This window comes from Curtobacterium sp. NPDC088465 (genome assembly GCF_044753165.1).
Lineage (GTDB): Bacteria > Actinomycetota > Actinomycetes > Actinomycetales > Microbacteriaceae > Curtobacterium.
Genome location: NZ_JBIVMR010000002.1, coordinates 714,759 through 739,411, shown reverse-complemented (window position 1 = coordinate 739,411; position 24,653 = coordinate 714,759). Strand labels below are relative to the sequence as shown.

General features: G+C 72.0%; 21 protein-coding genes and 1 tRNA gene. 19 read left to right on the top strand and 3 right to left on the bottom strand.

Annotated elements, in window-relative coordinates; genetic code table 11:
- Positions 1 to 448 precede the first annotated feature (448 nt).
- Entirely contained in the window at positions 449 to 1,282 is an 834-nt protein-coding gene (gene recO / locus ACIP6W_RS10840) for a DNA repair protein RecO (RefSeq protein ID WP_066653894.1), read from the top strand.
- Positions 1,279 to 2,085, top strand: a complete 807-nt coding sequence (locus ACIP6W_RS10835; protein ID WP_066653897.1) for an isoprenyl transferase — start codon at positions 1,279 to 1,281, stop codon at positions 2,083 to 2,085. The genes recO and ACIP6W_RS10835 overlap by 4 nt, the downstream gene beginning before the upstream one ends.
- Positions 2,086 to 2,192: 107 nt before the next feature.
- Here the strand turns inward: ACIP6W_RS10835 and ACIP6W_RS10830 are convergent, their stop codons facing one another.
- Entirely contained in the window at positions 2,193 to 3,104 is a 912-nt protein-coding gene (locus ACIP6W_RS10830) for a LysR family transcriptional regulator (protein ID WP_400429414.1), read from the bottom strand.
- A gap of 70 nt (positions 3,105 to 3,174) precedes the next feature.
- Here ACIP6W_RS10830 and ACIP6W_RS10825 point away from each other — a divergent pair, with 70 nt between their 5' ends.
- The 4 genes from ACIP6W_RS10825 (at position 3,175) to ACIP6W_RS10810 (ending at position 6,885) form a co-directional block, all read left to right on the top strand.
- The gene (locus tag ACIP6W_RS10825) at positions 3,175 to 4,224 is read left to right on the top strand and encodes an aminotransferase class V-fold PLP-dependent enzyme (protein WP_400429411.1); all 1,050 of its coding nucleotides are present in this window, start codon (positions 3,175 to 3,177) and stop codon (positions 4,222 to 4,224) included.
- Positions 4,225 to 4,337: 113 nt separating this feature from the next.
- Positions 4,338 to 5,723: a glycine--tRNA ligase gene (locus ACIP6W_RS10820; protein WP_066653905.1), complete on the top strand. Its 1,386-nt coding sequence runs from the start codon at positions 4,338 to 4,340 to the stop codon at positions 5,721 to 5,723.
- Positions 5,724 to 5,983: 260 nt separating this feature from the next.
- Entirely contained in the window at positions 5,984 to 6,718 is a 735-nt protein-coding gene (locus ACIP6W_RS10815) for a DsbA family protein (protein ID WP_271825391.1), read from the top strand.
- Positions 6,715 to 6,885 (top strand): hypothetical protein, encoded by a 171-nt coding sequence (locus ACIP6W_RS10810; RefSeq protein WP_158407743.1) that lies wholly within the window; start codon positions 6,715 to 6,717, stop codon positions 6,883 to 6,885. Before ACIP6W_RS10815 ends, ACIP6W_RS10810 begins: the two co-directional genes overlap by 4 nt.
- A gap of 8 nt (positions 6,886 to 6,893) precedes the next feature.
- Here the strand turns inward: ACIP6W_RS10810 and ACIP6W_RS10805 are convergent, their stop codons facing one another.
- Positions 6,894 to 7,376 carry an aminoacyl-tRNA deacylase gene (locus ACIP6W_RS10805; protein WP_251160103.1) on the bottom strand — a complete coding sequence of 161 codons (483 nt, stop codon included), beginning with the start codon at positions 7,374 to 7,376 and terminating at the stop codon, positions 6,894 to 6,896.
- Positions 7,377 to 7,423: 47 nt separating this feature from the next.
- On the opposite strand from ACIP6W_RS10805, the gene dusB reads away from it, so the two are divergent.
- The 11 genes from dusB to ACIP6W_RS10750 all read left to right on the top strand — a co-directional run bounded on the left by dusB (position 7,424) and on the right by ACIP6W_RS10750 (position 21,620).
- Positions 7,424 to 8,596 (top strand): tRNA dihydrouridine synthase DusB, encoded by a 1,173-nt coding sequence (gene dusB, locus ACIP6W_RS10800; RefSeq protein ID WP_066653911.1) that lies wholly within the window; start codon positions 7,424 to 7,426, stop codon positions 8,594 to 8,596.
- Positions 8,593 to 9,882 carry a deoxyguanosinetriphosphate triphosphohydrolase gene (locus ACIP6W_RS10795; protein WP_251160102.1) on the top strand — a complete coding sequence of 430 codons (1,290 nt, stop codon included), beginning with the start codon at positions 8,593 to 8,595 and terminating at the stop codon, positions 9,880 to 9,882. The genes dusB and ACIP6W_RS10795 overlap by 4 nt, the downstream gene beginning before the upstream one ends.
- Before the next feature lie 294 nt (positions 9,883 to 10,176).
- Complete coding sequence (dnaG, locus tag ACIP6W_RS10790) at positions 10,177 to 12,102, top strand: DNA primase (protein WP_400429406.1); 1,926 nt, start codon at positions 10,177 to 10,179, stop codon at positions 12,100 to 12,102.
- A gap of 964 nt (positions 12,103 to 13,066) precedes the next feature.
- Positions 13,067 to 14,683, top strand: coding sequence for an ABC transporter substrate-binding protein (locus ACIP6W_RS10785; RefSeq protein ID WP_066653919.1), 1,617 nt, complete (start codon positions 13,067 to 13,069; stop codon positions 14,681 to 14,683).
- 84 nt (positions 14,684 to 14,767) lie between these two features.
- The gene (locus ACIP6W_RS10780; RefSeq protein WP_209682997.1) at positions 14,768 to 15,874 is read left to right on the top strand and encodes an ABC transporter permease; all 1,107 of its coding nucleotides are present in this window, start codon (positions 14,768 to 14,770) and stop codon (positions 15,872 to 15,874) included.
- Between the two features lie 2 nt (positions 15,875 to 15,876).
- On the top strand, positions 15,877 to 16,872 hold the full coding sequence (locus ACIP6W_RS10775; protein ID WP_066653922.1) for an ABC transporter permease: 996 nt from the start codon (positions 15,877 to 15,879) through the stop codon (positions 16,870 to 16,872).
- Complete coding sequence (locus tag ACIP6W_RS10770) at positions 16,869 to 18,554, top strand: ABC transporter ATP-binding protein (RefSeq protein WP_326496156.1); 1,686 nt, start codon at positions 16,869 to 16,871, stop codon at positions 18,552 to 18,554. Before ACIP6W_RS10775 ends, ACIP6W_RS10770 begins: the two co-directional genes overlap by 4 nt.
- A gap of 143 nt (positions 18,555 to 18,697) precedes the next feature.
- Entirely contained in the window at positions 18,698 to 19,636 is a 939-nt protein-coding gene (locus tag ACIP6W_RS10765; protein WP_251154962.1) for an ATP-binding cassette domain-containing protein, read from the top strand.
- Positions 19,633 to 20,655, top strand: a complete 1,023-nt coding sequence (locus ACIP6W_RS10760; RefSeq protein WP_209682991.1) for a D-isomer specific 2-hydroxyacid dehydrogenase family protein — start codon at positions 19,633 to 19,635, stop codon at positions 20,653 to 20,655. Before ACIP6W_RS10765 ends, ACIP6W_RS10760 begins: the two co-directional genes overlap by 4 nt.
- A gap of 137 nt (positions 20,656 to 20,792) precedes the next feature.
- Positions 20,793 to 20,865 (top strand) — tRNA-Asn (locus ACIP6W_RS10755).
- 224 nt (positions 20,866 to 21,089) lie between these two features.
- The gene (locus ACIP6W_RS10750; protein ID WP_400429402.1) at positions 21,090 to 21,620 is read left to right on the top strand and encodes a hypothetical protein; all 531 of its coding nucleotides are present in this window, start codon (positions 21,090 to 21,092) and stop codon (positions 21,618 to 21,620) included.
- Between the two features lie 62 nt (positions 21,621 to 21,682).
- Here the strand turns inward: ACIP6W_RS10750 and def are convergent, their stop codons facing one another.
- The gene (gene def, locus ACIP6W_RS10745; protein WP_066653925.1) at positions 21,683 to 22,258 is read right to left on the bottom strand and encodes a peptide deformylase; all 576 of its coding nucleotides are present in this window, start codon (positions 22,256 to 22,258) and stop codon (positions 21,683 to 21,685) included.
- Positions 22,259 to 22,297: 39 nt separating this feature from the next.
- Here def and ACIP6W_RS10740 point away from each other — a divergent pair, with 39 nt between their 5' ends.
- Together ACIP6W_RS10740 and ACIP6W_RS10735 are read left to right on the top strand one after the other, a co-directional pair.
- On the top strand, positions 22,298 to 23,209 hold the full coding sequence (locus ACIP6W_RS10740; RefSeq protein ID WP_174234721.1) for a DMT family transporter: 912 nt from the start codon (positions 22,298 to 22,300) through the stop codon (positions 23,207 to 23,209).
- A 214-nt stretch (positions 23,210 to 23,423) separates the two neighbouring features.
- Positions 23,424 to 24,644: a glycosyltransferase gene (locus ACIP6W_RS10735; protein ID WP_400429399.1), complete on the top strand. Its 1,221-nt coding sequence runs from the start codon at positions 23,424 to 23,426 to the stop codon at positions 24,642 to 24,644.
- The last annotated feature ends 9 nt before the right edge of the window (positions 24,645 to 24,653 follow it).

Here is a 24,653-nt window from a genome sequence, read left to right as displayed (position 1 = left end):
GTCTGTGGACGCGTCGTCGACCGGGCGGATCCCGTCACGCTCGGCGTCGTCCGTCGACGGGATCTGCCCGCCGGACGGAACTCACGCGGTGTGTCGTGCCCGCTCGGCGCCGACCGGACAGGACGCCGACGACCGGTCGTCGTGCGGCATCGGCGGTGCCGCGAGCCGGTGGATCCCGTCACGCTCGGCGTCGTCCGTCGACGGCGGTGTCTCGAGCGGGTGGATGCGGTCACGCTCGGCGTCGTCCGGCGACGGCGGTGCGTCGAGCGGGCGGATTCGGTCACGCTCGGCGTCGTCCGGCGACGGGATCTGCCCTCTCGGGAGAACGCGCGCGGCGCGTCCCGCTCGCTCGGCGCTCGCCGCTCCGCGCTCGCCGCTCTTGAGACCGCGCTCCGCGCCGGCCGCGACGCCGGCACCCGCTGTCGGCGCCGCGGGGGATACTGGGGCAATGCCGCTGTACCGGGACGAGTGCGTCGTGCTGCGCACCCACAAGCTCGGCGAGGCCGACCGCATCGTCACCATGCTGAGCCGGCAGCACGGCAAGATCCGGGCGGTGGCCAAGGGGGTACGGCGCACGGCGTCGAAGTTCGGGTCGCGACTCGAGCCGTTCATGGTCGTCGACGCGCAGTTCTACGAGGGTCGGTCGCTCGACATCGTCACCCAGGCCGAGAGCCTCGGCTCGTACGGCGCCCAGATCGTCACCGACTACGGCGCCTACACGGCGGCCAGCGCCATGGTCGAGACGGCGGACCGGTTGAGCGAGGCGGACGCCGGGCTCCAGCAGTACCTGCTGCTCGTCGGTGCCCTGCGCTCACTGTCCAGGCACGAGCACGTCGTCAGCGCCACGCTCGACTCGTACCTGCTCCGGGCGATGAGCATCGCGGGGTGGGCGCCGTCGTTCGGTGACTGTGCGGTGACGGGGGAGCCCGGGCCGCACACCGCCTTCGTCGTGCAGCTCGGCGGGGTGGTGGCGGACCGTGCAGCGCCGCCCGGGACGCCCCGGCTCGACACCGACACGCTCGGCCTGCTCGGGGCACTGCTCGCCGGGGACTGGTCGACCGTCGACGCCTCCGACGAGCGGACGCGGTCGCGGGCCTCCGGCGTGGTGGCGGCCTACGCCCAGTGGCACCTGGAACGATCGCTCCGGTCACTGCCCCACGTGGACCGCAGTGAACACCCCGCTCCGGTCGCACCGACCCCCGGTGGGGTTCCGGCAGCCGTGGCCGCCACCCCGGCGCCCGCCGTGCCCGTCACGTCCGATCACGAAGGAACACCTGCATGAGCCCACGCCGGTCCGCGTCCGAAGCCGTGTCCGAGGGACTGCGACCCGTCGACTGGACGGGGGAGCAGCCGCCGGCGATCCCGGCGCAGTTCGTCCCGGAGCACGTGGCGATCGTCATGGACGGCAACGGCCGCTGGGCGAACCAGCGCGGCCTGACGCGGGTCGAGGGGCACAAGGCCGGCGAGGCCTCGCTGCTCGACGTCGTCGCCGGCGCGATCCAGATCGGCGTCAAGCACGTGTCGGCGTACGCGTTCTCGACCGAGAACTGGAAGCGGTCGCCGGACGAGGTCCGCTTCCTGATGGGCTTCAACCGCGAGGTCATCCACCGCCGTCGCGACCAGCTGCACGCGTGGGGTGTCCGGGTGCGGTGGGCGGGCCGGCGACCCCGGCTCTGGCGGAGCGTCGTCGACGAGCTGCAGACCGCGGAGCGGATGACCGCCGACAACGACGTCTGCACCCTCACGATGTGCGTCAACTACGGCGGGCGGAACGAGATCGTCGACGCGGTCCGGGGCATGGCCGAGGACGTCGCCGCCGGTCGGATGAAGCCGAGCCAGGTGACGGAGAAGGCCCTGGCCAAGCGGCTCTACGTGCCCGAGCTGCCCGACGTGGACCTGTTCCTGCGGAGCTCGGGCGAGCAGCGGACGTCGAACTTCATGCTGTGGCAGTCCGCGTACGCGGAGATGGTGTTCCTCGACCAGCTCTGGCCGGACTTCCGCCGCACCGACCTGTGGGGAGCGATCGAGGAGTACGCGCGCCGCGACCGACGCTACGGCGGCGCGGTGGACGCACCGACCGCCTGACGGGAGGCCCGTGGCGGCGCCGCCACGGGCCTCCCGTCCGACCCGCGGCCGGCCGGGCGGCCGTCGGTGCCGACACGAGACCCGTGCCACGGACAGCGCGCCGCGCCTCACGTGAGCAGGTGCGCCACCCCACGGACCGCCTCCAGCGCCGCCCGCACGCTCGGCACGCGGTCCGCGCCGCGGGCGACCACGACCTCGACCCGTCGTGCCAGCGCGTCGTCGGCCGGCGTGACCGCCACACCGGACGGTACGACGGTGGTCGACAGCGCCAGCCGGGGCAGCAGGGCGACGCCGAGTCCGGCCGCGACCAGCCCGACGACCGCCGCGGCGTTGTCGGTCTCGAGCACGATCTCCGGCGTGAACCCGGACGCCGCGCACGACGCGAGCAGGTGCCCGCGGCACCGCGGACAGCCGCCGATCCACCGGGCGTCCCGGAACGCGGCGAGGTCGGCTGCCCGGTCCCCGGGCGGCACCGCACCCGCGGCGGTGACGAGCGCGAGCGGATCGCGCCCGAGCACGCGCGTGGTCAGGGTCGGATCGTTCGCGGCGTCGTCCTGCAGTGCGTGCGAGAAGGTCAGGGCGACGTCGACCTCGCCGCGCCGGAGCAGTTCGACGGCCTCGGGCGGCTCGGCCTCGACGTACGACGTCACCACCCCGGGGCTGTCCGTCGCCAGCGCCGCGAGCACCGGGGGCACGAGGGTCGACGACGCGCTCGGGAAGCCGGCGAGCCGCACCCGCCCGCGGGCGAGACCGCCGACCGCGTCGAGGTCCTCTCGTGCTGCGGCCAGGGCCGCCTCGACGTGCAGGGCGTGGTCGGCGAGGACGCGTCCGGACTCCGTCAGGGTCGCACCGCGGCCGCCGCGGAGCACGAGGTCGTGCCCGAGCCGCTGTTCGGCGCGTGTGAGCAACTGGCTGACGGCGGGCTGGCTGTAGCCGAGCGCCGCGGCCGCACGGCTGATCGACCCGCCGTCGCGCACGGCGAGCAGGACCCGGAGCAGCTGCGGTTCGATGGACTCCACAACACGATGTTATGGGTCCCCGAAGAAGCCTGCCCTGGCGTGATGGTGCCGGCCGTCGGAGCCTGGGGGCATGGACTCCTTCGTCGACGGATCGGGCTACCTCGCCGCCTGCACCGCCGGGCTCCCCACGCTCGGCACCCTCGCCGCACAGCGGTCGGACCTCGATGCGTGGTCGCGCGCCGAGAGCTCGCCCGCGACGTACGGTGCCCTGGTCGAGGAGGGCCGCGCGCTCTTCGCCGACATCGTCGGCGTGGACGCCGCACGGGTGGCGACGGGGTCGCAGACCTCGGCGATGGTGGCACTCGTCGCTGCGTCACTGCCGGACGGTGCCGAGGTCGTCGTCCCCGACGGCGACTTCTCGTCCGTCGTCTTCCCGTTCCTCGTCCAGGCGCACCGCGGCGTCACGGTCCGCAGTGTCCCGCTCGAGCGACTCGCCGACGCCGTCCGCCCGGGCACCGCGCTCGTCGCCTGGTCCGCCGTGCAGTCCGCCACCGGCGTGGTGACCGACCCCGCCCCGGTCCTCGACGCGGCGCGCGCCGCCGGTGCCCTCACCCTCTGCGACCTCACCCAGGCCGCGGGCGTCCTGCCGGTGTCCGCCGCGCCGTTCGACGTCACGGTCACGCACGCCTACAAGTGGTTGTGCGCACCGCGCGGCGTCGCCTTCGCGACGTTCTCCGACGCGGCGCTGGAGCGCGTCCGCCCCGTGCAGGCCGGCTGGTACGCGGGAGCGGACATCTGGTCCTCGTGCTACGGCCCGACCATGCAGCTCGCCGACGACGCCCGCCGTTTCGACGTGTCCCCGGCATGGCAGGCGTGGCCGGGGGCGGTCGCCGCCCTGCGACACCTCGCGTCCGTCGACGCCGGTTCGGCCTGGAGGCACGCCACCGGCCGCACGGACCGGCTCGCCGACGCGCTCGGGACGCCCCGGTCCGGTCAGGCGATCACGACCTTTCCCGACCCGGACGGGTCGGCCCTCCGCGCCCTGACCGCGGCGGGGGTCACGGCGAGCGGACGGGCGGGCCGGCTGCGCCTGGCCTTCCACCTGTGGAACGACGACGCCGACGTCGACCGGGTCGTCGCGGTGCTGGGCACGGTGGAGGGGTTCCGTCCCGCGGGGTGAGCCGGGCCGTCCACGGGTGCGCGACCGGCGTCCGTCGGTCGCCGCGGGGCCGGTACGCTTGCCCGGTACCGTTCCCGCACCGGGCACCCAGTCCGGCGAACTCAGGAGTCCTCTTGGCACCGTCCTCCCGTCTCGACAGCGTCATCGCCCTGGCCAAGGGCCGTGGCTTCGTCTTCCAGTCGGGGGAGATCTACGGCGGATCCCGCTCCGCGTGGGACTACGGGCCCCTCGGCGTCGAGCTGAAGGAGAACATCAAGCGCCAGTGGTGGCAGCGGTTCGTCCGCGGCCGCGGCGACATGGTCGGCCTCGACTCCGCCGTGATCCTGCCCCGCAAGGTGTGGGAGGCCTCGGGTCACGTCGCCACCTTCACCGACCCGCTCGTCGAGTGCCTGCACTGCCACCACCGGTTCCGCGAAGACCACCTGCTCGAGGCGTTCGAGGCGAAGAAGGGTCGAGCGCCCGAGGGCGGCATGGCCGAGGTGCCGTGCCCGAACTGCGGCACCCGGGGTGAGTGGACCGAGCCGCGCGAGTTCTCCGGCATGCTCAAGACCTACCTCGGCCCGGTCGAGTCCGAGGAAGGGCTGAACTTCCTCCGCCCGGAGACGGCGCAGGGCATCTTCGTCGACTTCGCGCAGGTCGTCACGACGAGCCGCATGAAGCCCCCGTTCGGCATCGGCCAGGTCGGCAAGGCGTTCCGCAACGAGATCACGCCCGGCAACTTCATCTTCCGCACGCGCGAGTTCGAGCAGATGGAGATCGAGTACTTCGTGCCGCCGGCCGACGTCGACACGCACTACGAGCAGTGGATCGCCGACGCGGTGGCGTTCTTCACCGACCTCGGCATCGACCCCGAGAACCTGCGGCGCTTCGACGTGCCCGACGGCGAGCGCGCGCACTACTCGGACGCCACCGCGGACATCGAGTACCGCTTCGGGTTCGCCGGCTCCGAGTGGGGCGAGCTCATGGGCGTCGCGAACCGCACCGACTTCGACCTGAACAACCACATCGAGTCGTCGGGCAAGGACCTGCGCTTCTTCGACCAGGCCGCGAACGAGAAGTACGTGCCCTACGTCATCGAGCCGTCGTTCGGGCTCACCCGTGCGCTCATGGCGTTCCTGCTCGACGCGTACCATGAGGACGAGGCCCCGAACGCGAAGGGCGGCGTCGACAAGCGCACCGTCCTGCGCCTCGACCCGCGGCTGGCGCCGGTGAAGGCTGCGGTGCTCCCGCTGTCCCGCAACGAGCAGCTGTCGCCGGTGGCGCGCGGGCTCGCCGACGACCTGCGGAAGCACTGGAACGTCGACTTCGACGACGCCGGCGCGATCGGTCGTCGCTATCGTCGCCACGACGAGATCGGCACGCCGTTCTGCATCACGGTCGACTTCGACACGCTCGACGACAAGGCGGTCACGGTGCGTGAGCGCGACACCATGTCGCAGGAGCGCGTCTCGCTCGACCAGCTGCAGGGCTACCTGGCGCAGCGCCTCCTCGGCGCGTAGCGCGCGCGGCTGCTGCGGCAGCCGCTGCCGCTGCCGCTGCCGCTGCCGCGGTCAGCGATCGCCGGTGCGACCTGCCGCTGCACAACCGAAAGCACCCCGGACCACGGAATCCCGTTGTTCGGGGTGCCTCTCGTTGTGCACGGCGCACGAGACACGGCGCACGAGACACGGCGCACGAGACACGGCGCACGAGACACGGTGCGCGAGGAGCGGGTCGTGACCGCGGGAATGCGCGGGCAGGGGCCGGGCTTGCACCTCGTGTGAACGAGTCTGTGAAGGTCGATGTCTGGTCGGACGTCGCATGCCCCTGGTGCTACATCGGCAAGCGGAAGTTCGAGGCCGGCGTCGCCGCGTTCGCCTCCTCGCCCGACGCCCAGCCGGTCGAGGTCGAGTACCACTCCTTCGAGCTGAGCCCGGACACCCCGGTCGACTTCGAGGGCACCGAGGCCGAGTTCCTCTCGCAGCACAAGGGCCTGCCGGTGCAGCAGGCACAGCAGATGATCGACCAGGTCGCCGGCATCGCCTCGTCCGTCGGACTGCACTACGACTACGACGCACTGCGCCACACGAACACCGTCAAGGCGCACCAGGTCATCCACCTGGCGAAGCAGCACGGCAAGCAGCTCGAGATGGTCGAGCGCCTCTTCACCGCGTACTTCGAGCGCGGCGAGCACGTCGGACAGGACGAGTCCCTGGCCGACCTCGGCGCCTCGATCGGTCTGGACCGCGACGAGGTCCTGGCGACCCTGCGCGACGACGCCCAGCTCGCCGCCGTCCGGGCCGACCAGGCCCAGGCGCAGGCGTTCGGGATCAACGGCGTCCCGTTCTTCGTCATCGACGGCAAGTACGGCGTCTCCGGCGCACAGGACCCGGCGGCGTTCGAGCAGGTGCTCCGCCAGGTCGTCGCGCTCCGCGACGTGACGCCCGAGGAGCTCGCGGCGCAGCAGCAGCGTGCCGCGGACGACGCGACCGCGGACGCGGAGGCGACCCGGTGACCGGCGTGACGACGACCGGCCCGGTCGAGCCGGGCCTCCAGGCCGACGACCGGGAGGCGCGACCCGCCCTGCTCACGCTCGTCACGCCCGGCGGTGCGCCGGTCTGCGAGGGTGACAGTTGCTTCGTCCCCGGTGCCGAGGGCGACTGGACCGAGGTCCCCGACTGAGCCGTCCGCTAGCGGACGGGCTCCTCGTCGGTGATGTCGGCGACGGTCGCGTCGTACGCGGCGACGAGCGCGTCGCCGTCGACGAAGGCACTCGCGCCGTGGCGACCGGCACCGAGCGCGATGCGGCGGCCGAGGACGCGTTCGTCGGCGTACACCGGCAGGTCGCCGGTCGCGCCGATCGGCGTGATCGTGCCGCGCTCGTAGCCCGAGGCCTCGAGCGCGGTGGCTGCGTCGGGCATCGACAGCTTGTTGACGCCGACGACGGCGCGGAGCTTCTTCCAGGCGATGCTGCGGCCGCCCGGCACCAGCGCGAGCAGGAAGCCACCGTCGTGACGCTTGACGACGAGCGTCTTCACGATGTCGCCCGGGTCGATGCCGAGCAGGGCTGCGGCACCCTCGAGGGAGTCGGCGGCGGGGCGCTGGACGACGTCCACCGCGAGCCCTCGGGCGGCGGCGTCGGCGTCGAACCGGGCGATCGCGGAGTCGGTCATGTGGAGAACGCTACCGGCGCGGACACGCGTGGGAGAATGGAGCACGTATGACGATCACCGACGCGCCCACGACGGCGCCCCGCACGGCGAAGCCCCTGCGCATCGGCCCCATCGAGGTCGAGGCGCCGGTCGTGCTCGCGCCGATGGCGGGCATCACGAACATGGCCTACCGCCGGCTCTGCCGCGAGTACGGCGCCGGACTCTACGTCTGCGAGATGATCACCTCGCGGGCGCTGGTCGAACGGACTCCGGTGTCGATGCAGCTCATCCAGCACCACGAATCGGAGACGCCGCGGTCCATCCAGCTGTACGGCGTCGAGCCGAACACCGTGGCCGAGGCGGCGACGATCCTGGTGGGCGAGGACCGCGCCGACCACATCGACCTCAACTTCGGGTGCCCCGTGCCCAAGGTCACGCGGAAGGGTGGGGGAGCAGCCCTGCCGTGGAAGACCGACCTCTTCAAGGACCTCGTCGAGAAGACGGTCAAGGCCGCCGGCGACGTCCCGGTCACGGTGAAGATGCGCAAGGGCATCGACGCCGACCACCTGACCTACCTCGACGCGGCACGCATCGCCCGCGACGCCGGTGTCGCCGCGATCTCGCTGCACGCCCGCACCGCGAACGAGCACTACTCGGGGCAGGCGGACTGGTCCGCGATCGCCACGCTCAAGGAGACGATCACCGACATCCCGGTGCTCGGCAACGGCGACATCTGGTCCGCCGCCGACGCCCTGCGCATGGTCGACGAGACCGGCTGCGACGGTGTCGTGGTCGGCCGCGGCTGCCTGGGTCGTCCGTGGCTGTTCGGCGACCTGGCGGCGGCGTTCCGCGGTGAGGACGTGCGCGCGATGCCCTCGCTCGGCGACGTCGCGACCGCCTTCCGTCGACACACCGAGCTGCTCGTCGAGTTCTTCGGGTCCGAGGACCACGGGTGCCGCGACGCCCGGAAGCACGTCTCCTGGTACTTCAAGGGGTACCCGATCGGCGGCGACGTCCGCTCGGCGCTCTCCATGGCCTCGAGCCTGCAGGAGATCGACGACCTGCTCGGGCAGCTCGACTGGTCGGCGCCGTACCCCGGTGCCGACGTCGAGGGCCCGCGAGGCCGCGCCGGCCACCCGAAGCGCACGGCGCTGCCGGACCGCTGGCTCGAGTCGCGCGACGTGGACGCCGAGTTCCGCAAGGTCCTCGCCGCCGCCGAGCTGCACCACAGCGGCGGATGAGCGCCACCGCTTCGTACGGGCCGGCCGACGCGGAGCGCTGGCTGCCCGAGACCCACGGCAGCCGTCGCTCCGACTTCGCCCGGGACCGTGCCCGCCTGCTGCACTCGAGCGCGCTCCGACGCCTCGCCGCGAAGACCCAGGTGCTCAGCCCGACCACCGGACTCGACTTCGCCCGCAACCGCCTGACGCACTCGCTCGAGGTCGCGCAGGTCGGGCGCGAGCTCGCCGACTCCCTCGGGCTCGACCCCGACGTCGTCGACACCGCGTGCCTGGCGCACGACATCGGGCACCCGCCGTTCGGGCACAACGGCGAGACCGCCGTCAACGCCTGGGCGGCGGACATCGGCGGCTTCGAGGGCAACGCCCAGACGCTGCGGTTGCTGACCCGCCTCGAGCCGAAGGTCTACGGCGACGGGCCGGACGACGAGCGTCCCTACGGGCTCAACCTCACCCGGGCCTCGCTCGACGCGAGCTGCAAGTACCCGTGGCCGGCGGCGCAGGGCGTCGCCGAGGCATCGTCGGGGCGCACCAAGTTCGGGTTCTACGACGACGACCACGACGCCTTCGCGTGGCTCCGGCGCGGTGCTCCGCGTCGGCAGCGGTGCATCGAGGCGCAGGTCATGGACCTGTCCGACGACATCGCCTACTCGGTGCACGACTTCGAGGACGCCGTCGTCGCGGGCTTCATCGACGTCGCGGCCCTGGGCGACCGGGTCGGCGAGAACGACATCGTCACCGCGATGCACGCCTGGGTCGGGTCGGACCTCAGCCGTGACGAACTGCTCGAGGCCTTCGACCGACTCCGGTCGCTGCCGCTGTGGATGACGTCGTACGACGGGTCGCGGCGGGACATGGCGCGGCTCAAGAACCTCACCTCGCAGCTCATCGGACGGTTCGCGCGGACGGCGACGGCGGCGACTCGCGAGTCCTACGCGTCCGGGTCCCTCGTGCGGTTCGCGGCCTCGGTCGTCACCCCGCCGGAGATCATCGGCGAGATCGCGGTGCTGAAGGGCATCGTCGCGGCGTTCGTCATGACGCAGGGCAATCGGCAGCCCGTGTACGAGGACCAGCGTCGCGTGCTCACCGAGTTGCTCGACGCCCTGGCGGCGACGGGCAGTGCGGACCTCGAGCCGGGCTTCGCGGCGGACTGGCGTTCGGCGTCCGACGACGCCGGGCGGCTGCGGGCCGTGGTCGACCAGGTCGCGAGCCTGACGGACCAGGGGGCGCTGGCGTGGCACAAGCGACTCGTGGTGGGGGACCGGGAGACGACGCACATCGCGGTCTGACGCCGGCGTGCGGGACGCCGGCGTGCGGGACGCCGCCGTGAGGACGAGGCGCCGCCGTGAGGGCGAGACGCCGCCGGATCTGGGTCCGGTTCGCCGACCTGGCACCGTCTCGTGCGGACGGCGCCGTCTCGGTGAGACCGGAGTGGCTCCTGCCCGGCCGCCGCGCGTGTCGACGTGCGCACCGACCGAGGTGGGGCGCGTGCTGATCGTGCACCGCGCCTCCCGGCCGTCGTGCTCTCCACAGGCGGACACGGACCGTCCTCCGACACCGGCCGCACGAACTAGGATCGAGGGGTGGCTGGCAGGATCGCGCGGAACGACATCGACGAGGTCCGCTCGCGTGTCAACATCGCCGACGTCGTCGGCGACCACGTCACGCTGAAGTCGGCGGGCGTCGGCTCGCTGAAGGGGCTCTGCCCGTTCCACGACGAGCGCTCCCCGTCGTTCCACGTGCGGCCGCAGGTCGGCCGGTACCACTGCTTCGGGTGCGGAGAGGACGGCGACGTCTTCGAGTTCATCATCAAGATGGACCACACGACGTTCCAGGAAGCGGTCGAGCGCATGGCCGCGAAGATCGGCTTCACGCTCCACTACGAAGAGGGCGACGGCCCGCGCACCGACTACAACCAGCGCGCGCGGCTGATCGCCGCGAACGAGGCAGCGCTCGAGTTCTACCAGTCGCAGCTCACCTCGGCGGCTGCCGAGCCCGCGCGACGCTTCCTCGGGGAGCGCGGCTTCGACCCCGCCGCAGCACAGCACTTCGGCGTGGGTTTCGCGCCGCAGTCGTACGACGCCACGCGTGAGCACCTGCGGGGCCGTGGGTTCTCGATGGACGAGATCCTCGCGGCGGGACTCGCCGGACAGGGTGACCGCTCGCCGTACGACCGGTTCCGCGGACGCCTCGTGTGGCCGATCCGTGACGTGACCGGTGCGACGATCGGCTTCGGCGCGCGTCGACTGCTCGACGACGACAAGGGCCCGAAGTACCTCAACACCCCCGAGACGCCGATCTACCACAAGAGCCAGGTCCTCTACGGGCTCGACCTCGCCCGCAAGGACATCTCCAAGGGCAAGCAGGTCGTGATCGTCGAGGGCTACACCGACGTCATGGCGTGCCACCTCGCCGGTGTGACGACCGCCGTCGCGACGTGCGGCACCTCGTTCGGTGTCGACCACATCAAGGTCCTCCGGCCGATGCTCGGCGACGTCAGCGGTGCCGACCCGAACGCCAACGGCGAGGTGGTCTTCACGTTCGACCCCGACGAGGCCGGGCAGCGTGCCGCCTCGCGGGCGTTCGCCGAGGAGCAGCGCTTCGCCGCGCAGACCTACGTCGCGGTGGCTCCCGGCGGGCTCGACCCGTGCGACCTCCGACTCGCGCGAGGCGACGACGCGATCCGCCGGCTCGTCAGCGCGAAGCGCCCGATGTTCGAGTTCATGATCCGTCGGACGCTCGACGGCCACGACCTCGAGACCGTCGAGGGGCGGGTCAGCGCACTGCGGGCCGCCGCGCCGGTCCTCGCCGGGATCCGCGACCGCTCCCTCACGCAGGGGTACGTCCGCGAACTCGCCGGGTGGCTCGGCATGGACATCCCGGACGTCCGGTGGGCGGTCGACTCGGCGCGTCAGCGCGCGTCCGCAGCGCGCACCGACCGGACGGGAGGCCCGGTGCCGGTCGGTCAGGCCGGTCCCGGTGGCGAGCTGGTCGCCCCGCCCGAGGAGCCCGTGGCCGGTCTGCGGCTGCTGCCGAACGACCCGATCACCCGGATGGAGCGCGACGCCGTGATGGCGATGGTGCAGCAGCCCGGGTACGTGGGCGCACCGCTCATCTGGCTCGCGGCCGGCGCGACGTTCTCGGCGCCGATGCTGTCGGTCGTGCGGGACGCCGTGGTCGCCAACGTCGACTCGATCGGTGCGGGGGACTGGCTCGACCGGTTGCTGCAGGACGTGCCGGCGCCGTTCCGCGGTCTCGTGCAGGAGCTCGCACTCGCGCCGATCCCGGCTCGCACCGACGAGGACCTGGCGCTCTACGCCCGGAGCATCGTCGTGGCCCTGGTCGAGCGGGACCTGCTCGCCCGCAAGGCCTCGCTGCTCGGGCAGTTGCAGCGGGCCGACCCGCACGAGCAGTCCGACCGGCGCGCCGAGATCCAGCGCCAGCTCGTCGACATCGACGCGCAGCGGATGCGCCTCCGCGCCGACGCCGAGGCGGCAGCGCAGGGCTGAGCCGTCCCGCGAGGGGCGGCAGCGCGTCGTCGCCCGGCCACTCGTGCTGGCCCGCTCGGTCGCGCGACCACTCGTGCTGGCCCGCACGGTCGCGCGGCCACTCGTGCTGGACCCCAGGGTCGCGCGACCACTCGTGCTGGACCCCAGGGTCGCGCGACCTGCCGCGTGCGGTCGATCTGGTCGCAGGACTCGCCGCCGCGACCCGGAATGAGCGGCAGGTCACGCGACCAGGGCGCGAGCACCATCCGCCGTCGCCGTCGCCGTCGCCGTCGCCGTCGCCGCCGTCGCCGTCGCCGTCGCCGTCGCCGCCGCCGCAGCGGGCAGGGATCGCCGCGTGGACGACGTCGAGCGGGTGGGGATCGGTGCCCGGAGACGCCGAGGGTGACGTACTCCGCCCGCTCGGTGTCCCGCCGTGGCCCGGCCACTCGCACTGGCCGTTCCGGTCGCACGACGTGCCGTGTGCGGTCGTCCTGGTCGCACGACCCGCCGCCGCGGCCCGAACTGAGCGGCAAGTCGTGCCACCAGGAGGCGAGCACCACCGACCGGCGCAGAGCGGGCAGGACGTGCCGCGCGCGTGACGTCGGGTGGGCGGTATTTGTCGGCCGGGGAGGGCGAGCGTGACGGATCTCGCCCGCTCGGCAGCGGGCAGCGGGCAGCGGGCAGCCGGCAGCGGGCAGCGGACAGCCGGCCGCAGGCAGCCGCCCGCCCGCCCGGTGGCAGGCAGCGGCCCGACCTCCGGCCCCCGTTGCAGCACGCAACTTTCGTGCGCGACACGCCGCTCCGTGACGCGCGCATCATGCGCCACGCGACGCGGTCGTGCATTACAAGGGTGTAAACAAATGTCCCTCGAATCGTGGACTTCCGTGTCAGGGTGGTACCAATGAGCGTTCCCGGCGGGCCTCACAGTCGATCCATCGCCCTCCGCGGGACCCCTTGCGAACCATCACCGAGAGAGAGAGCGGACATGGCATCCGTATCCAAGTGGGGCAGGCGCGGCATCGCGCTCGGCGCCGGGGCAGCAGCGACGGCGCTGGTGCTGACGGGCTGCGCGAGCAGCAGCGTCTCCGACACCGACCTCAACGGCCTGAGCATCGGCACGACGGACAAGGTCACGTCCCTCGATCCGGCCGGGTCCTACGACAACGGCTCCTTCGCCGTGCAGAACCAGGTGTTCCCGTTCCTGATGAACACCCCCGTCGGCAGCCCCGACGTCAAGCCGGACATCGCCGAGAGCGGCGAGTTCACGAACGACACGACCTACACGGTGAAGCTCAAGAGCGGGCTGAAGTTCGCGAACGGCAACGACCTCACCTCGAGTGACGTCAAGTTCTCGTTCGAGCGCGAGCTGAAGATCAACAACGAGAACGGTCCGCAGTCGCTGCTCGCCAACCTCAAGAGCATCGAGACCCCGGACGACACCACGGTCGTCTTCAACCTCGACCACGCCGACCAGACCTGGCCGCAGGTGCTCTCGAGCCCCGCAGGCCCGATCGTCGACGAGCAGGTCTTCTCGGCGGACGAGCTCACCCCGGCGGCGGACATCGTCAAGGGCAAGGCGTTCGCCGGGCAGTACGAGATCACCTCGTACAAGGAGAACGACACCATCCAGTACTCGGCGAACCCCGAGTACGACGGGCTCCTCGGCAAGGCGAAGACCAAGGAGGTCACCGCCAGCTACTACACCAAGGAAACCGACCTGAAGCTCGCCGTGCAGAAGGGCGACGTCGACGTGGCGTACCGCTCGCTGACGCCGACCGACATCGCCGACCTGCGCAAGGACGACTCCGTCAAGGTCACCGACGGCCCCGGTGGCGAGATCCGCTACCTGGTCTTCAACTTCAACACGCAGCCGTTCGGCGCGAGCCAGTCCGACGCGGACGAGGCGAAGGCCCTCGCCGTGCGCCAGGCCGTGGCCGACGTCGTCGACCGCGAGAAGATCGCGAAGGACGTCTACAACAACACGTACTCGCCGGTCTACTCGATGGTGCCGGACGGCCTGACCGGTGCCGCGAAGCCGTTCGAGGAGCTCTACGGCAACGGCAAGGGCGGCCCCGACGTCGACAAGGCGAAGGAGACGCTGTCGAAGGCCGGTGTCACCGGCAAGGTGCAGCTCGACATCCAGTACGCGCCCGACCACTACGGTTCGACGTCGGACGACGAGTACGCCGAGCTCAAGACGCAGCTCGAGAACTCGGGCCTGTTCTCCGTGAAGATCCAGTCGACGGTCTACACGACCTACGCGCAGGAGCGGACGAAGGACTCCTACCCGGTGTACCAGCTCGGGTGGTTCCCGGACTTCTCGGACGCCGACAACTACCTGTCGCCGTTCTTCACGAAGGACAACTTCGTGCAGAACCACTACGACGACCCGGAGATCCAGAAGCTGATCTCCGAGGAGCAGCAGGAGTCCGACAAGGACAAGCGCGCGCAGCTCATCGAGCAGGCGCAGGAGCGCGAGGCCACGCAGATCTCGACGCTGCCGCTCCTGCAGGGCAAGTCCGTGGCGGTCGCGGGCAAGGACGTCAAGGGCCTGACCCTCGACTCCTCGTACAAGTTCCGCTACGCCACCCTCTCCAAGTAAGACCGGCGTCGGCCCACGGGGGCGTTCCCACGAGGAGCGCCCCCGTGGCCACGTCCCGAACGGCACCGAAAGGCACCCGTCCCCGTGACCCTCAGCACCCCCGAGGCGACACCGGAGCTGGCCACCGACCCCACCAAGCCCCAGGCACAGCGACGTGCCCGTGGGCAGGGCGGCGGGCTCGGTCGGTACATCCTGGTCCGCTTCCTCCTCATCTTCCCGACGGTGTTCATCCTGGTGACGCTCGTCTTCTTCCTGATGCGCGTCATCGGGAACCCGATCACCGCCTCGGTCGGTGGCCGTCTGACGCCCTCGCAGCTCCAGGAACGTCTGCACGCCGCCGGCTACGACCGGCCGGTCATCGTCCAGTACCTCGAGTACCTCGGCGGCATCGTGCGCGGGGACTTCGGCACGACGTCGACCGACAACCGTCCGATCACCGAGGTCATCGTCACGTACGGCGGCGCGACCGCGGAGCTGGTCTTCTACGCGCTCATCGTCGCCCTCGTCCTCGGCATCCCGCTCGGCATGCTCGCGGCGTACGTCCGCGACAAGTGGCCGGACGTGCTGTTCCGAGCGCTCGCGATCCTGACGTACGCGACGCCGGTGTTCTTCGGCGGTCTGCTCCTCAAGCTCGTCTTCTCCGTCTGGCTCGGCTGGCTGCCGCTCGGTGACCGCGCCTCCACCCGGGTGTCGCTCATCCTCGACAACATCCCGGGTGCCACCGGCATCTACCTCATCGACGCACTCCGCACCGGCAACGCGCAGGTGATCGGCGACGTGCTGTCGCACGCCGTCCTGCCCGCGCTGACGCTCGGCCTGCTCACCGCCGGCATCTTCCTGCGTCTGGTCCGTGCCAACATGATCGGCTCGCTCGGGTCCGAGTACGTCGACGCGGCCCGCTCGCGCGGCGTCCGGGAGGCCCGGCTCGTCCGGACGCACGCCTTCCGTCCGGCGCTGGTCCCGATCATCACCGTGATGGGTCTGCAGATCGCCATGCTGCTCGGTGGGTCGGTGCTCACCGAGACCACGTTCGGCTGGCGCGGGCTCGGTTTCCAGCTCAACCAGTACCTGTCGGCCCGCGACTTCGTCGCGGTCCAGGGCATCGTCGCGATGCTCGCCGTGATCGTCGCCGTGACGAACTTCGTCGTCGACGTCGTCGCGGCGCTGATCGACCCGAGAGTGAGGTTCTAGCGATGGCCGACACCTCGCTCGTCGACCGCCACGAGCCGCTCTGGAAGCGGCTGCCCGTGGTGGTCCAGCTCCGCAGGAGCACCGGCTGGCAGCGCGCCATGCTCATCACCGGCGTGGTCATCTGCGCCCTGTACCTGATCGTCGCCCTCGCCGCGCCGCTCATCGCCCCGTACGGCTTCGGTCAGCTGCAGGGCGCCGACGGCCAGGGCTTCCCGCGCACCGCCCCGCCGAGCGCCGAGCACGTCTGGGGCACCACGGTCGGTGGCTTCGACGTGTTCAGCCGCGTCGTCTTCGGCGCGCGCACCGCGGTGCTCGTCGTCATCGTCGCGGTCGTCGTGTCGATCACGATCGGGGTCATCCTCGGCATGGTCTCGGGGTACGTCGGCGGCTGGCTCGACCGGGTCCTCGTCGTCGTCGCCGACGCGATCTACGCGTTCCCCTCGCTGCTGCTCGCCATCGTCGTGTCGATCGTGATCTCCGGCGGCAACTCGAGCTACACGGGCGGCATCGTCGCGGCGGCGATCTCGATCACCGTCGTCTACGTCCCGCAGTACTTCCGGGTCGTGCGTGCCGAGGCGGTGCGCCTGAAGAACGAGGCGTTCGTCGAGTCCGCGCGGGTCATCGGCACGAACCCGTGGCGCATCATGACCCGCCACGTGCTGCGCAACAGCACCAGGAGCCTGCCGCTCATCCTGACGCTGAACGCCTCCGACGCGATCCTCACCCTGGCCGGCCTCGGCTTCCTCGGGTTCGGCATCGGCCCGACCAGCGGCGCGGAGTGGGGCTACGACCTCAGCCGCGCGCTGTCGGACGTCGCGTCGGGCGTCTGGTGGACCGGTGTGTTCCCCGGCGTCGCGATCGTCGTGCTCGTGCTCGGCGTGACCTTCATCGGCGAGAGCCTCAACGACATCTCGGACCCGCGCCTGCGCGCCCGGAGGAGGCTGAAGCAGCTGGTCTCGCGGAAGCAGGCCGCCAGCACGGAAGGGGCGACGGCATGACCGACGCAGCGAACGACCAGCAGGACCGACCGGTCGCGGTCGTCGACGACCTGACCGTCACCTTCGCGACCGACGGCGGTGCCGTCGACGCGGTCAAGGGCGTCAGTCTCGACGTCCGTCCGGGCGAGGTCCTCGCGCTGGTCGGCGAGTCCGGCTCCGGCAAGTCGGTCACGGCCCGCAGCATGCTGCGGCTGATGCCCGAGACGGCGACGCTCGGTGGTGCGGTGTACCTCGACGGCACCGACGTGGTCAGCGTCGGGTCGGCCAAGCTCCGCGAACTCCGCGGCACGGCCGGTGCGATGGTCTTCCAGGAGCCGTCGACCGCGCTCAACCCGGTCTTCACGGTGGGGTGGCAGATCGCCGAGGGCCTCCGGGCGCACGGCGGCGTCTCGAAGAAGGACGCCCGCGCGAAGGCGATCGACTACCTGCGACGCGTCGGCATCCCCGACCCGGAGACGCGGGTCGACCACTACCCGCACCAGTTCTCCGGCGGGCAGAAGCAGCGCGTTGTCATCGCGAGTGCACTGGCCCTCGAGCCGAGCGTGATCATCGCCGACGAGCCGACCACCGCGCTCGACGTCACCGTGCAGGCCGAGATCCTCGACCTGCTCCGGCGCTGCCGCGACGAGTTCGGCGCCGCCATCGTCATCATCACGCACAACATGGGCGTGGTCGCCGACCTGGCCGACCGGGTCGCCGTCATGTACCAGGGCGAGGTCGTGGAGGAGGCACCGGTCGCGCAGCTCTTCGCGGACCCGCAGGCCGACTATACGAAGCGCCTGCTCGCCGCCGTGCCCCGGCTGGAGGCCTCGACCGGGACGGCCCGCCGAGCGGTGATCGCGACCGACGTCGAGCCCCTCGTCAGCGCGAAGGGGCTCGAGATCGAGTACCCGGGCCGCCTCGGTTCGCCCGCCTTCAGGGCCGTGAAGGGCGTCGACCTCGACGTCCGTCCCGGCGAGGTGCTCGGGTTGGTGGGGGAGTCGGGCTCCGGCAAGACGACGATCGGTCGGGCCATCGCGGGGCTCACCCGCGTCACCGGCGGGTCGCTCGAGGTCCTCGGCACCGAGATGCTCGGGTACCGCGAGCGGGACTTCAAGCGGCACCGCAAGGACATCGGGTTCGTGTTCCAGGACCCGGCGACCTCGTTCAACCCGCTGCTCACGATCGCCGAGTGCGTCGCCGAGCCGCTCGTCGTGCACGGCGAGGTGCGGAACCCCCGAGCCGCCCGCAAGCGCGTCGGCGAGCTGCTCGAGATGGTGCAGCTCCCGGCGTCCTACGGCGACCGGTACCCGCACGAGCTGTCCGGTGGCCAGCGGCAGCGCGCCTCGCTCGCGCGTTCGATCGCACTCCGGCCGAAGCTGCTCATCGCGGACGAACCGACGAGCGCGCTCGACGTGTCGGTGCAGGCCCGCGTGCTGGAGCTCTTCCTCGAGCTGCAGCAGGACCTCGGGTTCGCGTCGCTGTTCATCAGCCACGACCTCGCGGTCGTCGGCGCACTGTCGGACCGCATCGCGGTGCTGTACCGCGGCGACCTGGTGGAGACGGGCACCACCGCCGAGGTCCTCGGTGCGCCGCAGCACCCCTACACGCAGCGGCTGCTCGCGTCGCTGCCCGTGCCGGACCCGGCGGAACAGGCGGAGCGACGGCGTACGCTGGTGGCACTGGAGAACGCCGGGTCCTGACCCGACGCGACCGGCCGGGAGGCACGGCGTTGCGTCGTCGACGCACGCCGCGCCTCCCGGCCGGTCACCTCCGGCGAACCACCGACGACGCGACACCGGTCCGTCGCGCAACCGCCGCCAGGGGGCGGCGCGGAAGGGGACCCATGATCGCGGTGAACGGCCCGGCGGTCGTCGCAGACGACGTCTCGATCGAGTACCGGGGCGTCCGCGGATCGGAGCCGATCCGCGCGGTCGACGGGGTCAGCCTGACCGTCCGCCAGGGCGAGATCCTCGCGCTCATCGGTGAGTCCGGTTCCGGCAAGAGCACCTTCGCCGCCGCGATCGCCGGGCAGCTCGGCGCGACCGGCGAGGGCGAGGGTGCGCACCGGCGACAGATCGTCGGCGGCGAGCTCACCGTGCTCGGTCAGCACGTGCGCGGGCTCCGCCCGTCCTCGCGGAAGGCGCAGCGGCTGACCGGCCGCATCGGGTACCTGCCGCAGGACGGCGCCGACCGGCTGAGCCCCGACCTGACCGTGGGCGAGGCGATCGCCGAACCGATCTACCTGCGCGACCGGCGGTTCGACCGCAAGGAGGCCGGGCTCATGGTCGCGCGACTGGTCGACGCCGTGCACCTGCCCCTCGGCATCATGCGCCTGAACACGTGGGAGCTGTCGAGCGGGCAGCGGCAGCGTGTCGCCCTCGCACGCGCGCTCATCCTCGAGCCGCAGCTCCTCGTCGCCGACGAACCCGCACGCGGCGTCGACGTCCTGGTCCGTCAGTCGGTGCTCGAGGCCCTGACGAACCTGCAGCGCGGTCGGCAGTTCTCGGCCGTCGTGGTGTCGAGCGACCTCCGCGAGGCCCGCGCGCTCGCGGACCGCGTCGGTGTGCTCGCCGAGAGCCGCCTGGTCGGGCTCGGCACCTTCGACGAGGTCCTCGACAACCCCGTCGACCCCTACGTGCAGACGCTCGCCGCGACCGCGTCACGCCCCGTGAAGCGTCGTCCGACCGCGACCACCGCCCCGCGGCGCTCGTCCGCCCCCCGTCGTCCGGTCGGTGCCGGGGCGGGCACCGCTCCCCGGACCGAGCGTCAGGAGAACGCATGAGCACCACGACCGCACACGACACGGCGAGCAGCCGCGGACACCGCGCGGTCGTCACCGACGCGGGCGCCCCGCTCCCCGTCGACGCACCCACGGCCGGACCGGTCGCGATCCTGCCGACCGCGGCCGACCTGCACGCGGACGCCGTGCGGGCCGCCGGCGGCACGGTCGGCGACCTCGGCGCGGACACGCGGGGGATCGTCTGGCTCGACGCCCGTGACCCCGACGGGCTCGCGGCGGCGTTGGACCAGGGGGCCTCGGTCGGCTGGGTCCAGCTGCCCTTCGCGGGCGTCGACGCCTTCGCCCACCTGATCCAGGAGCACGGGGACCGGGTGCTCTTCACGTCGGCCAAGGGCGCCTACGCGGAACCCGTCGCCGAGCACGCCCTCGCGCTGACGCTCGCGACGCTCCGGGTGCTGCAGAAGCGCGCCCGCGCGACGTCCTGGGCGACCGAGCCGGAGGGCGTGTCGCTCTACGGGCGGAACGTCGTGGTGATCGGCGCGGGCGGGATCGCCCTGGAGTACATCCGGCTCGTCGCCCCGTTCGAGGTCTCCGTGACGGTCGTGCGCCGCTCGGACGACCCGGTGCCGGGAGCCGACCGCACGGTCACGACCGACGCCCTGGACGAGGTGCTGCCCGACGCCGACGTGGTCGTGGTCGCGGCGGCCATGACCTCGGGGACGGCGAAGCTGTTCGACGCGCGTCGGTTCGGACTCATGAAGCCCTCGGCGCGTCTCGTGAACATCGCACGCGGGGGACTGGTCGACACCGACGCGCTCGTCGCGGCGCTGCGCGAGGGCACGATCGCCGCCGCCGGCCTCGACGTGACGGACCCGGAGCCGTTGCCCGACGGCCACCCGCTCTGGGACGAGCCGGGTGTGGTCGTCACGCCGCACCAGGCCGACACCCCGGACATGGTCGCGCCGCTGCTGGCCGAGCGCGTCCGGGCGAACACCGCCGCGTTCCTGTCCGGCTCCGGTGACGGGTTCGTCGGCGTCGTGGATCCCGTCGCGGGCTACTGAACACCGACGCCGCCGGGCCCGGCCGGGGAGTTCGACGACGCGGCGCGCCCGGGATGCGCGGCCGATGCGCGGAGCGGGCTCGGGGTGCTGCTATGCTGTTACCCGTTGTTCGCACCACATTCGCCAGCGGACAGTGATCCTCGATAGCTCAATTGGCAGAGCAGCCGGCTGTTAACCGGCAGGTTGTTGGTTCGAGTCCAACTCGGGGAGCGACAGGCCCTCACCCTCCGGGGTGGGGGCCTCTTGCGTTCCCGGGGTCCGGCGCCCTTGCCGCTACCGCGAGACTCGGCTCCGCGGACACCTTCGCGGGCACCGGACCACGAACGTGTCCGCACGGCCGAGTCTCGCGCGGAGCCGGCGCTGGGCACCGGCCGGTGTTCGGCTTCCGGCTGGCTCGCAGGCGCCGCCCGGTCGCAAGCTGTTAGCGTTCACAGGTGATCACCGTGCGCCGGACCCTCGCCGCGGCGTTCGTCGTCCTCGGAGCGGTGGCGCTCACCGCGTGCACCGCCGGGCAACCGGAGCCGGAGGACTCGCTCGACTCCGCAGCACGGTCCGAGGTCTCCGCGACGGGCAGCGCGCCGATCGTCTTCGCGTTCGTGTGCAGCGGCGCCGCGGACGACAGCAGCGGCGCGGGCAGCGACACGACCGGTGACGACGCCGACGGCACGGGGGAGACGTACACGACGTACGCCGCCGTGTGGGAGGCCGAGCGCACCGACTGCCGGGCCGAGCGCATCACCGGCACCGAGATGTCGGCGCAGCAGCGGGCCGCGGTCCGGGCGGCCGACGGTACCGCCACGCTCGAGGAGCTCGCGGCGACCTGCGCGGAGCGCGGAGCGTCGCCGTGGCGTGACGGCGTCTCGACGCCGGAACAGGCCGAGCTGGCGGCCGGACTCGTCGCGTACTGCCCCGGTCACCCCGACAGGGATCGCCTGCAGGAGTCGCTGACGGCCTACCGGGGCTGAGCCGGGCCTCCCGGCCGCCCGCCGGTGCCGCCCTGGGACGTGCGCCGGAGCCGACCGCGCGGTCAGCCCTCGGGGTGGTCGCGACCGGGGAGCCAGGACTTGCCCGGGCCGCCCCAGCTGCTCTTGCGGATCGCCTTCGCGACCTGCTTGCCGTACGGGTGCACGAGCCGGTCGGCGTAGAGGTAGCCGTCCAGGTGGTCGTACTCGTGCTGGAAGACGCGGGCGAGCCACCCGTGGGCCTCGACCTCGAAGGGCTCCCCGTGCTCGTCGACCGCACGGAGCAGGGCGCCCTCGGCCCGACGCAGCGGGAAGCGCTCACCCGGGATCGAGAGGCAGCCCTCGGACTCCTCGTCCTCGTCGAGCTCCTCGACCGTCTCCGGCACGGGCGGGGTGGTCCAGAGCACCGGGTTGATCGCGACCCCGCGGTGCAGGACCTCGTCGTCGTCGGTCCACGAGTACACGAACAGGCGCTTGCCGACCCCGACCTGCGGACCCGCGAGACCGACCCCGGGGGCGAGGTCCATCGTCTCGTACATGTCCTGCACCAGTGCGCGGAGGTCGTCGTCGAACGCGGTGACCTCGGCAGCGCGCTCGTGGAGGACGGGTTCGCCGGTGATGCGGATGGGGAGGACGGGCATTCACCCAGGTTATCCGGCGAGGACCGGTAGCCTCGTCGCGTGACGACGGACCTCCCGATCCCGGACGCGGTCAACCTGACCCCGTTCCAGGCCCTGATGATCCCCGTCGCGCTCGTCGGTGCGGTCTTCCTGTCGCTCGGAGCGCAGTTCCAGAGCCGCGGGGTGCAGCGCGTCGAGGCCCGGCTCGGTCGGCAGTCGAAGGGGCTGTCGGTGCGGCACGTCCTCGGGCTGCTCGGCAGCGGCTGGTGGGTGCTGGGCACGCTCATGCTCGGTCTGGCCGTCGTGCTCCAGCTCATCAGCATCACGAACGCCCCGCTCATCGTCGTGCAGCCGCTCGGCGCCGTCGCGCTCGTCATCACCACGTGGTTCTCGTCACGGTCCTCCGGGGTGCCGCTCGGACAGCAGGCGCGACGGGCGGTCTGGACCTGCATCATCGGTGTCGGGATCTTCGTCGGCATCGCCGCCGTCGTCGGCCGCGAGAGCGCGATCACCCACGAGCAGCTCGTGACGATCCTGGTGGTGCTGGCGATCGTCCTGGTGGCCGTGTTCCTGTCGTTCCGCTTCGCGGCGAAGCGGGCGAGCGCCATGTACTACATCGTCGTGGCCGGGGTGCTCTACGGCTTCGTCGCGACGCTGGCCAAGGTCGTGCTGAACCGGTTCCTGCACGGCACGTTCGACTGGCTGACCGCGATCGCCGTCGTCGGGGTGATCGTCGCCGCGGTGCTCGGCGGGTACTTCGTGCAGAACGCGTACTCGAGCGGGTCCGCCGACCTGGTGATCGCCGGCCTCACCGTCATCGACCCGATCGTCGCCGTGGGCATCGGCGTGATCGTGCTCGGCGAGGCTGCCGGGGCGCCGTGGATCGCGGTGGTCGGCTTCCTGGTCGCTGCGGTGATCGCCATCACGGGCGTGTTCCTGCTCGCGAAGCACCACCCCGAGACGCGGCGCTGACCGCGGTCGGCTCGCGGCGTGGGCGGTCGTGTCCGCGGTTGCTGACAGCGTCGGTCGTCGTTGTCAGCCGTCGGCGTCGTCCGCGCGGCTGACGCGGTTGCTGACGGCGTCGGTGGTCGCTGTCGGCCATCGGCGTCGTCCGCGCGGCTGACGCGGGCGCTCGGGCCCGTGCGGTACCGTCGAGGCCCGACCAGCAACCGCCCACGAGAGGACGATGCCAGCCGTGTCAGAGGACGCCACCACCGCCACCGCCGAGTCGACGGGTGCGACGGGCGGGTCCCGACCGCTGCGCGTCATGATCGCGGCCGACACCTTCCCGCCGGACGTCAACGGCGCCGCGACCTTCGCCGAGCAGCTCGCCGTCGGGCTCGCGGAGCGCGGCCACGAGGTCCACGTCGTGGCCCCGGCGTCGAGCGCCCACCACGGCACGTTCGACGAGGAGCACCGCGGCGTCGTCCTCACCGTCCACCGGCTGAAGTCGTACAAGTGGCCGTGGCACGCGTGGCTCCGCTTCGTGTGGCCGTGGAGCGTCCGCAAGTGGACGGGTCCGATCCTCGACGCCGTCCAGCCGGACGTGCTGCACATCCAGTCGCACATCGTCATCGGGCGCGGCATCGTGCAGGAGGCCCACGAGCGCGGCATCCGCATCGTCGGCACCAACCACTTCATGCCCGAGAACCTGCTCGAGTACGTCCCGTTCGGCCGTCGCACGCTGCCGATCGCGCTGAAGATCGCGTGGAACGACGCCGCCAAGACCTACCGGCTCGCCGACGCCATCACGACGCCGACGGTGCTGGCCGCGGACTACCTCCGCGAGGCCATCGCCGGGCAGCAGGTCCTCGCGATCTCGTGCGGCATCGACGCGTCGCGCTACAGCGCCCGCAGTGGTCGCCCCGCGGGGAACGACATCGTGTTCGTCGGCCGGGTCGCGCCGGAGAAGAACCTCGACGTGCTCGTCCGGGCGCTCCCACTGCTGCCGAGTGAGCTGCACGCGACGCTCACCATCGTCGGTGGCGGCGAGATGATCCCGAAGTTGAAGACGCTCGTGCAGGAACTCGGACTCGAGGACCGGGTGCGCTTCGCCGGCTTCGTGTCGGACGAGGCGAAGCGCCAGGCGCTGACGAACGGCACCGTCTTCGCGATGCCGTCGACCGCCGAGCTGCAGAGCATCTCGTCCCTCGAGGCGATGGCGTCCGGGCTGCCGGTGGTCGCCGCGGACTCGATGGCACTGCCGCACCTCATCGACGGCAACGGGTACCTCTTCACGCCGGGCGACGTGCAGGACCTCGCTGCGAAGCTCGCCCTGGTGCTGCAGGCGTCCGACGACGACTACCAGGCGATGCGGGAGCGCAGCCTGGCCATGATCGAGGCACACGACATCAACCGCACGCTCGCGACGTTCGAGTCGCTGTATCGTGGGGAGTCGGTGGCCTGACGGTCCCCG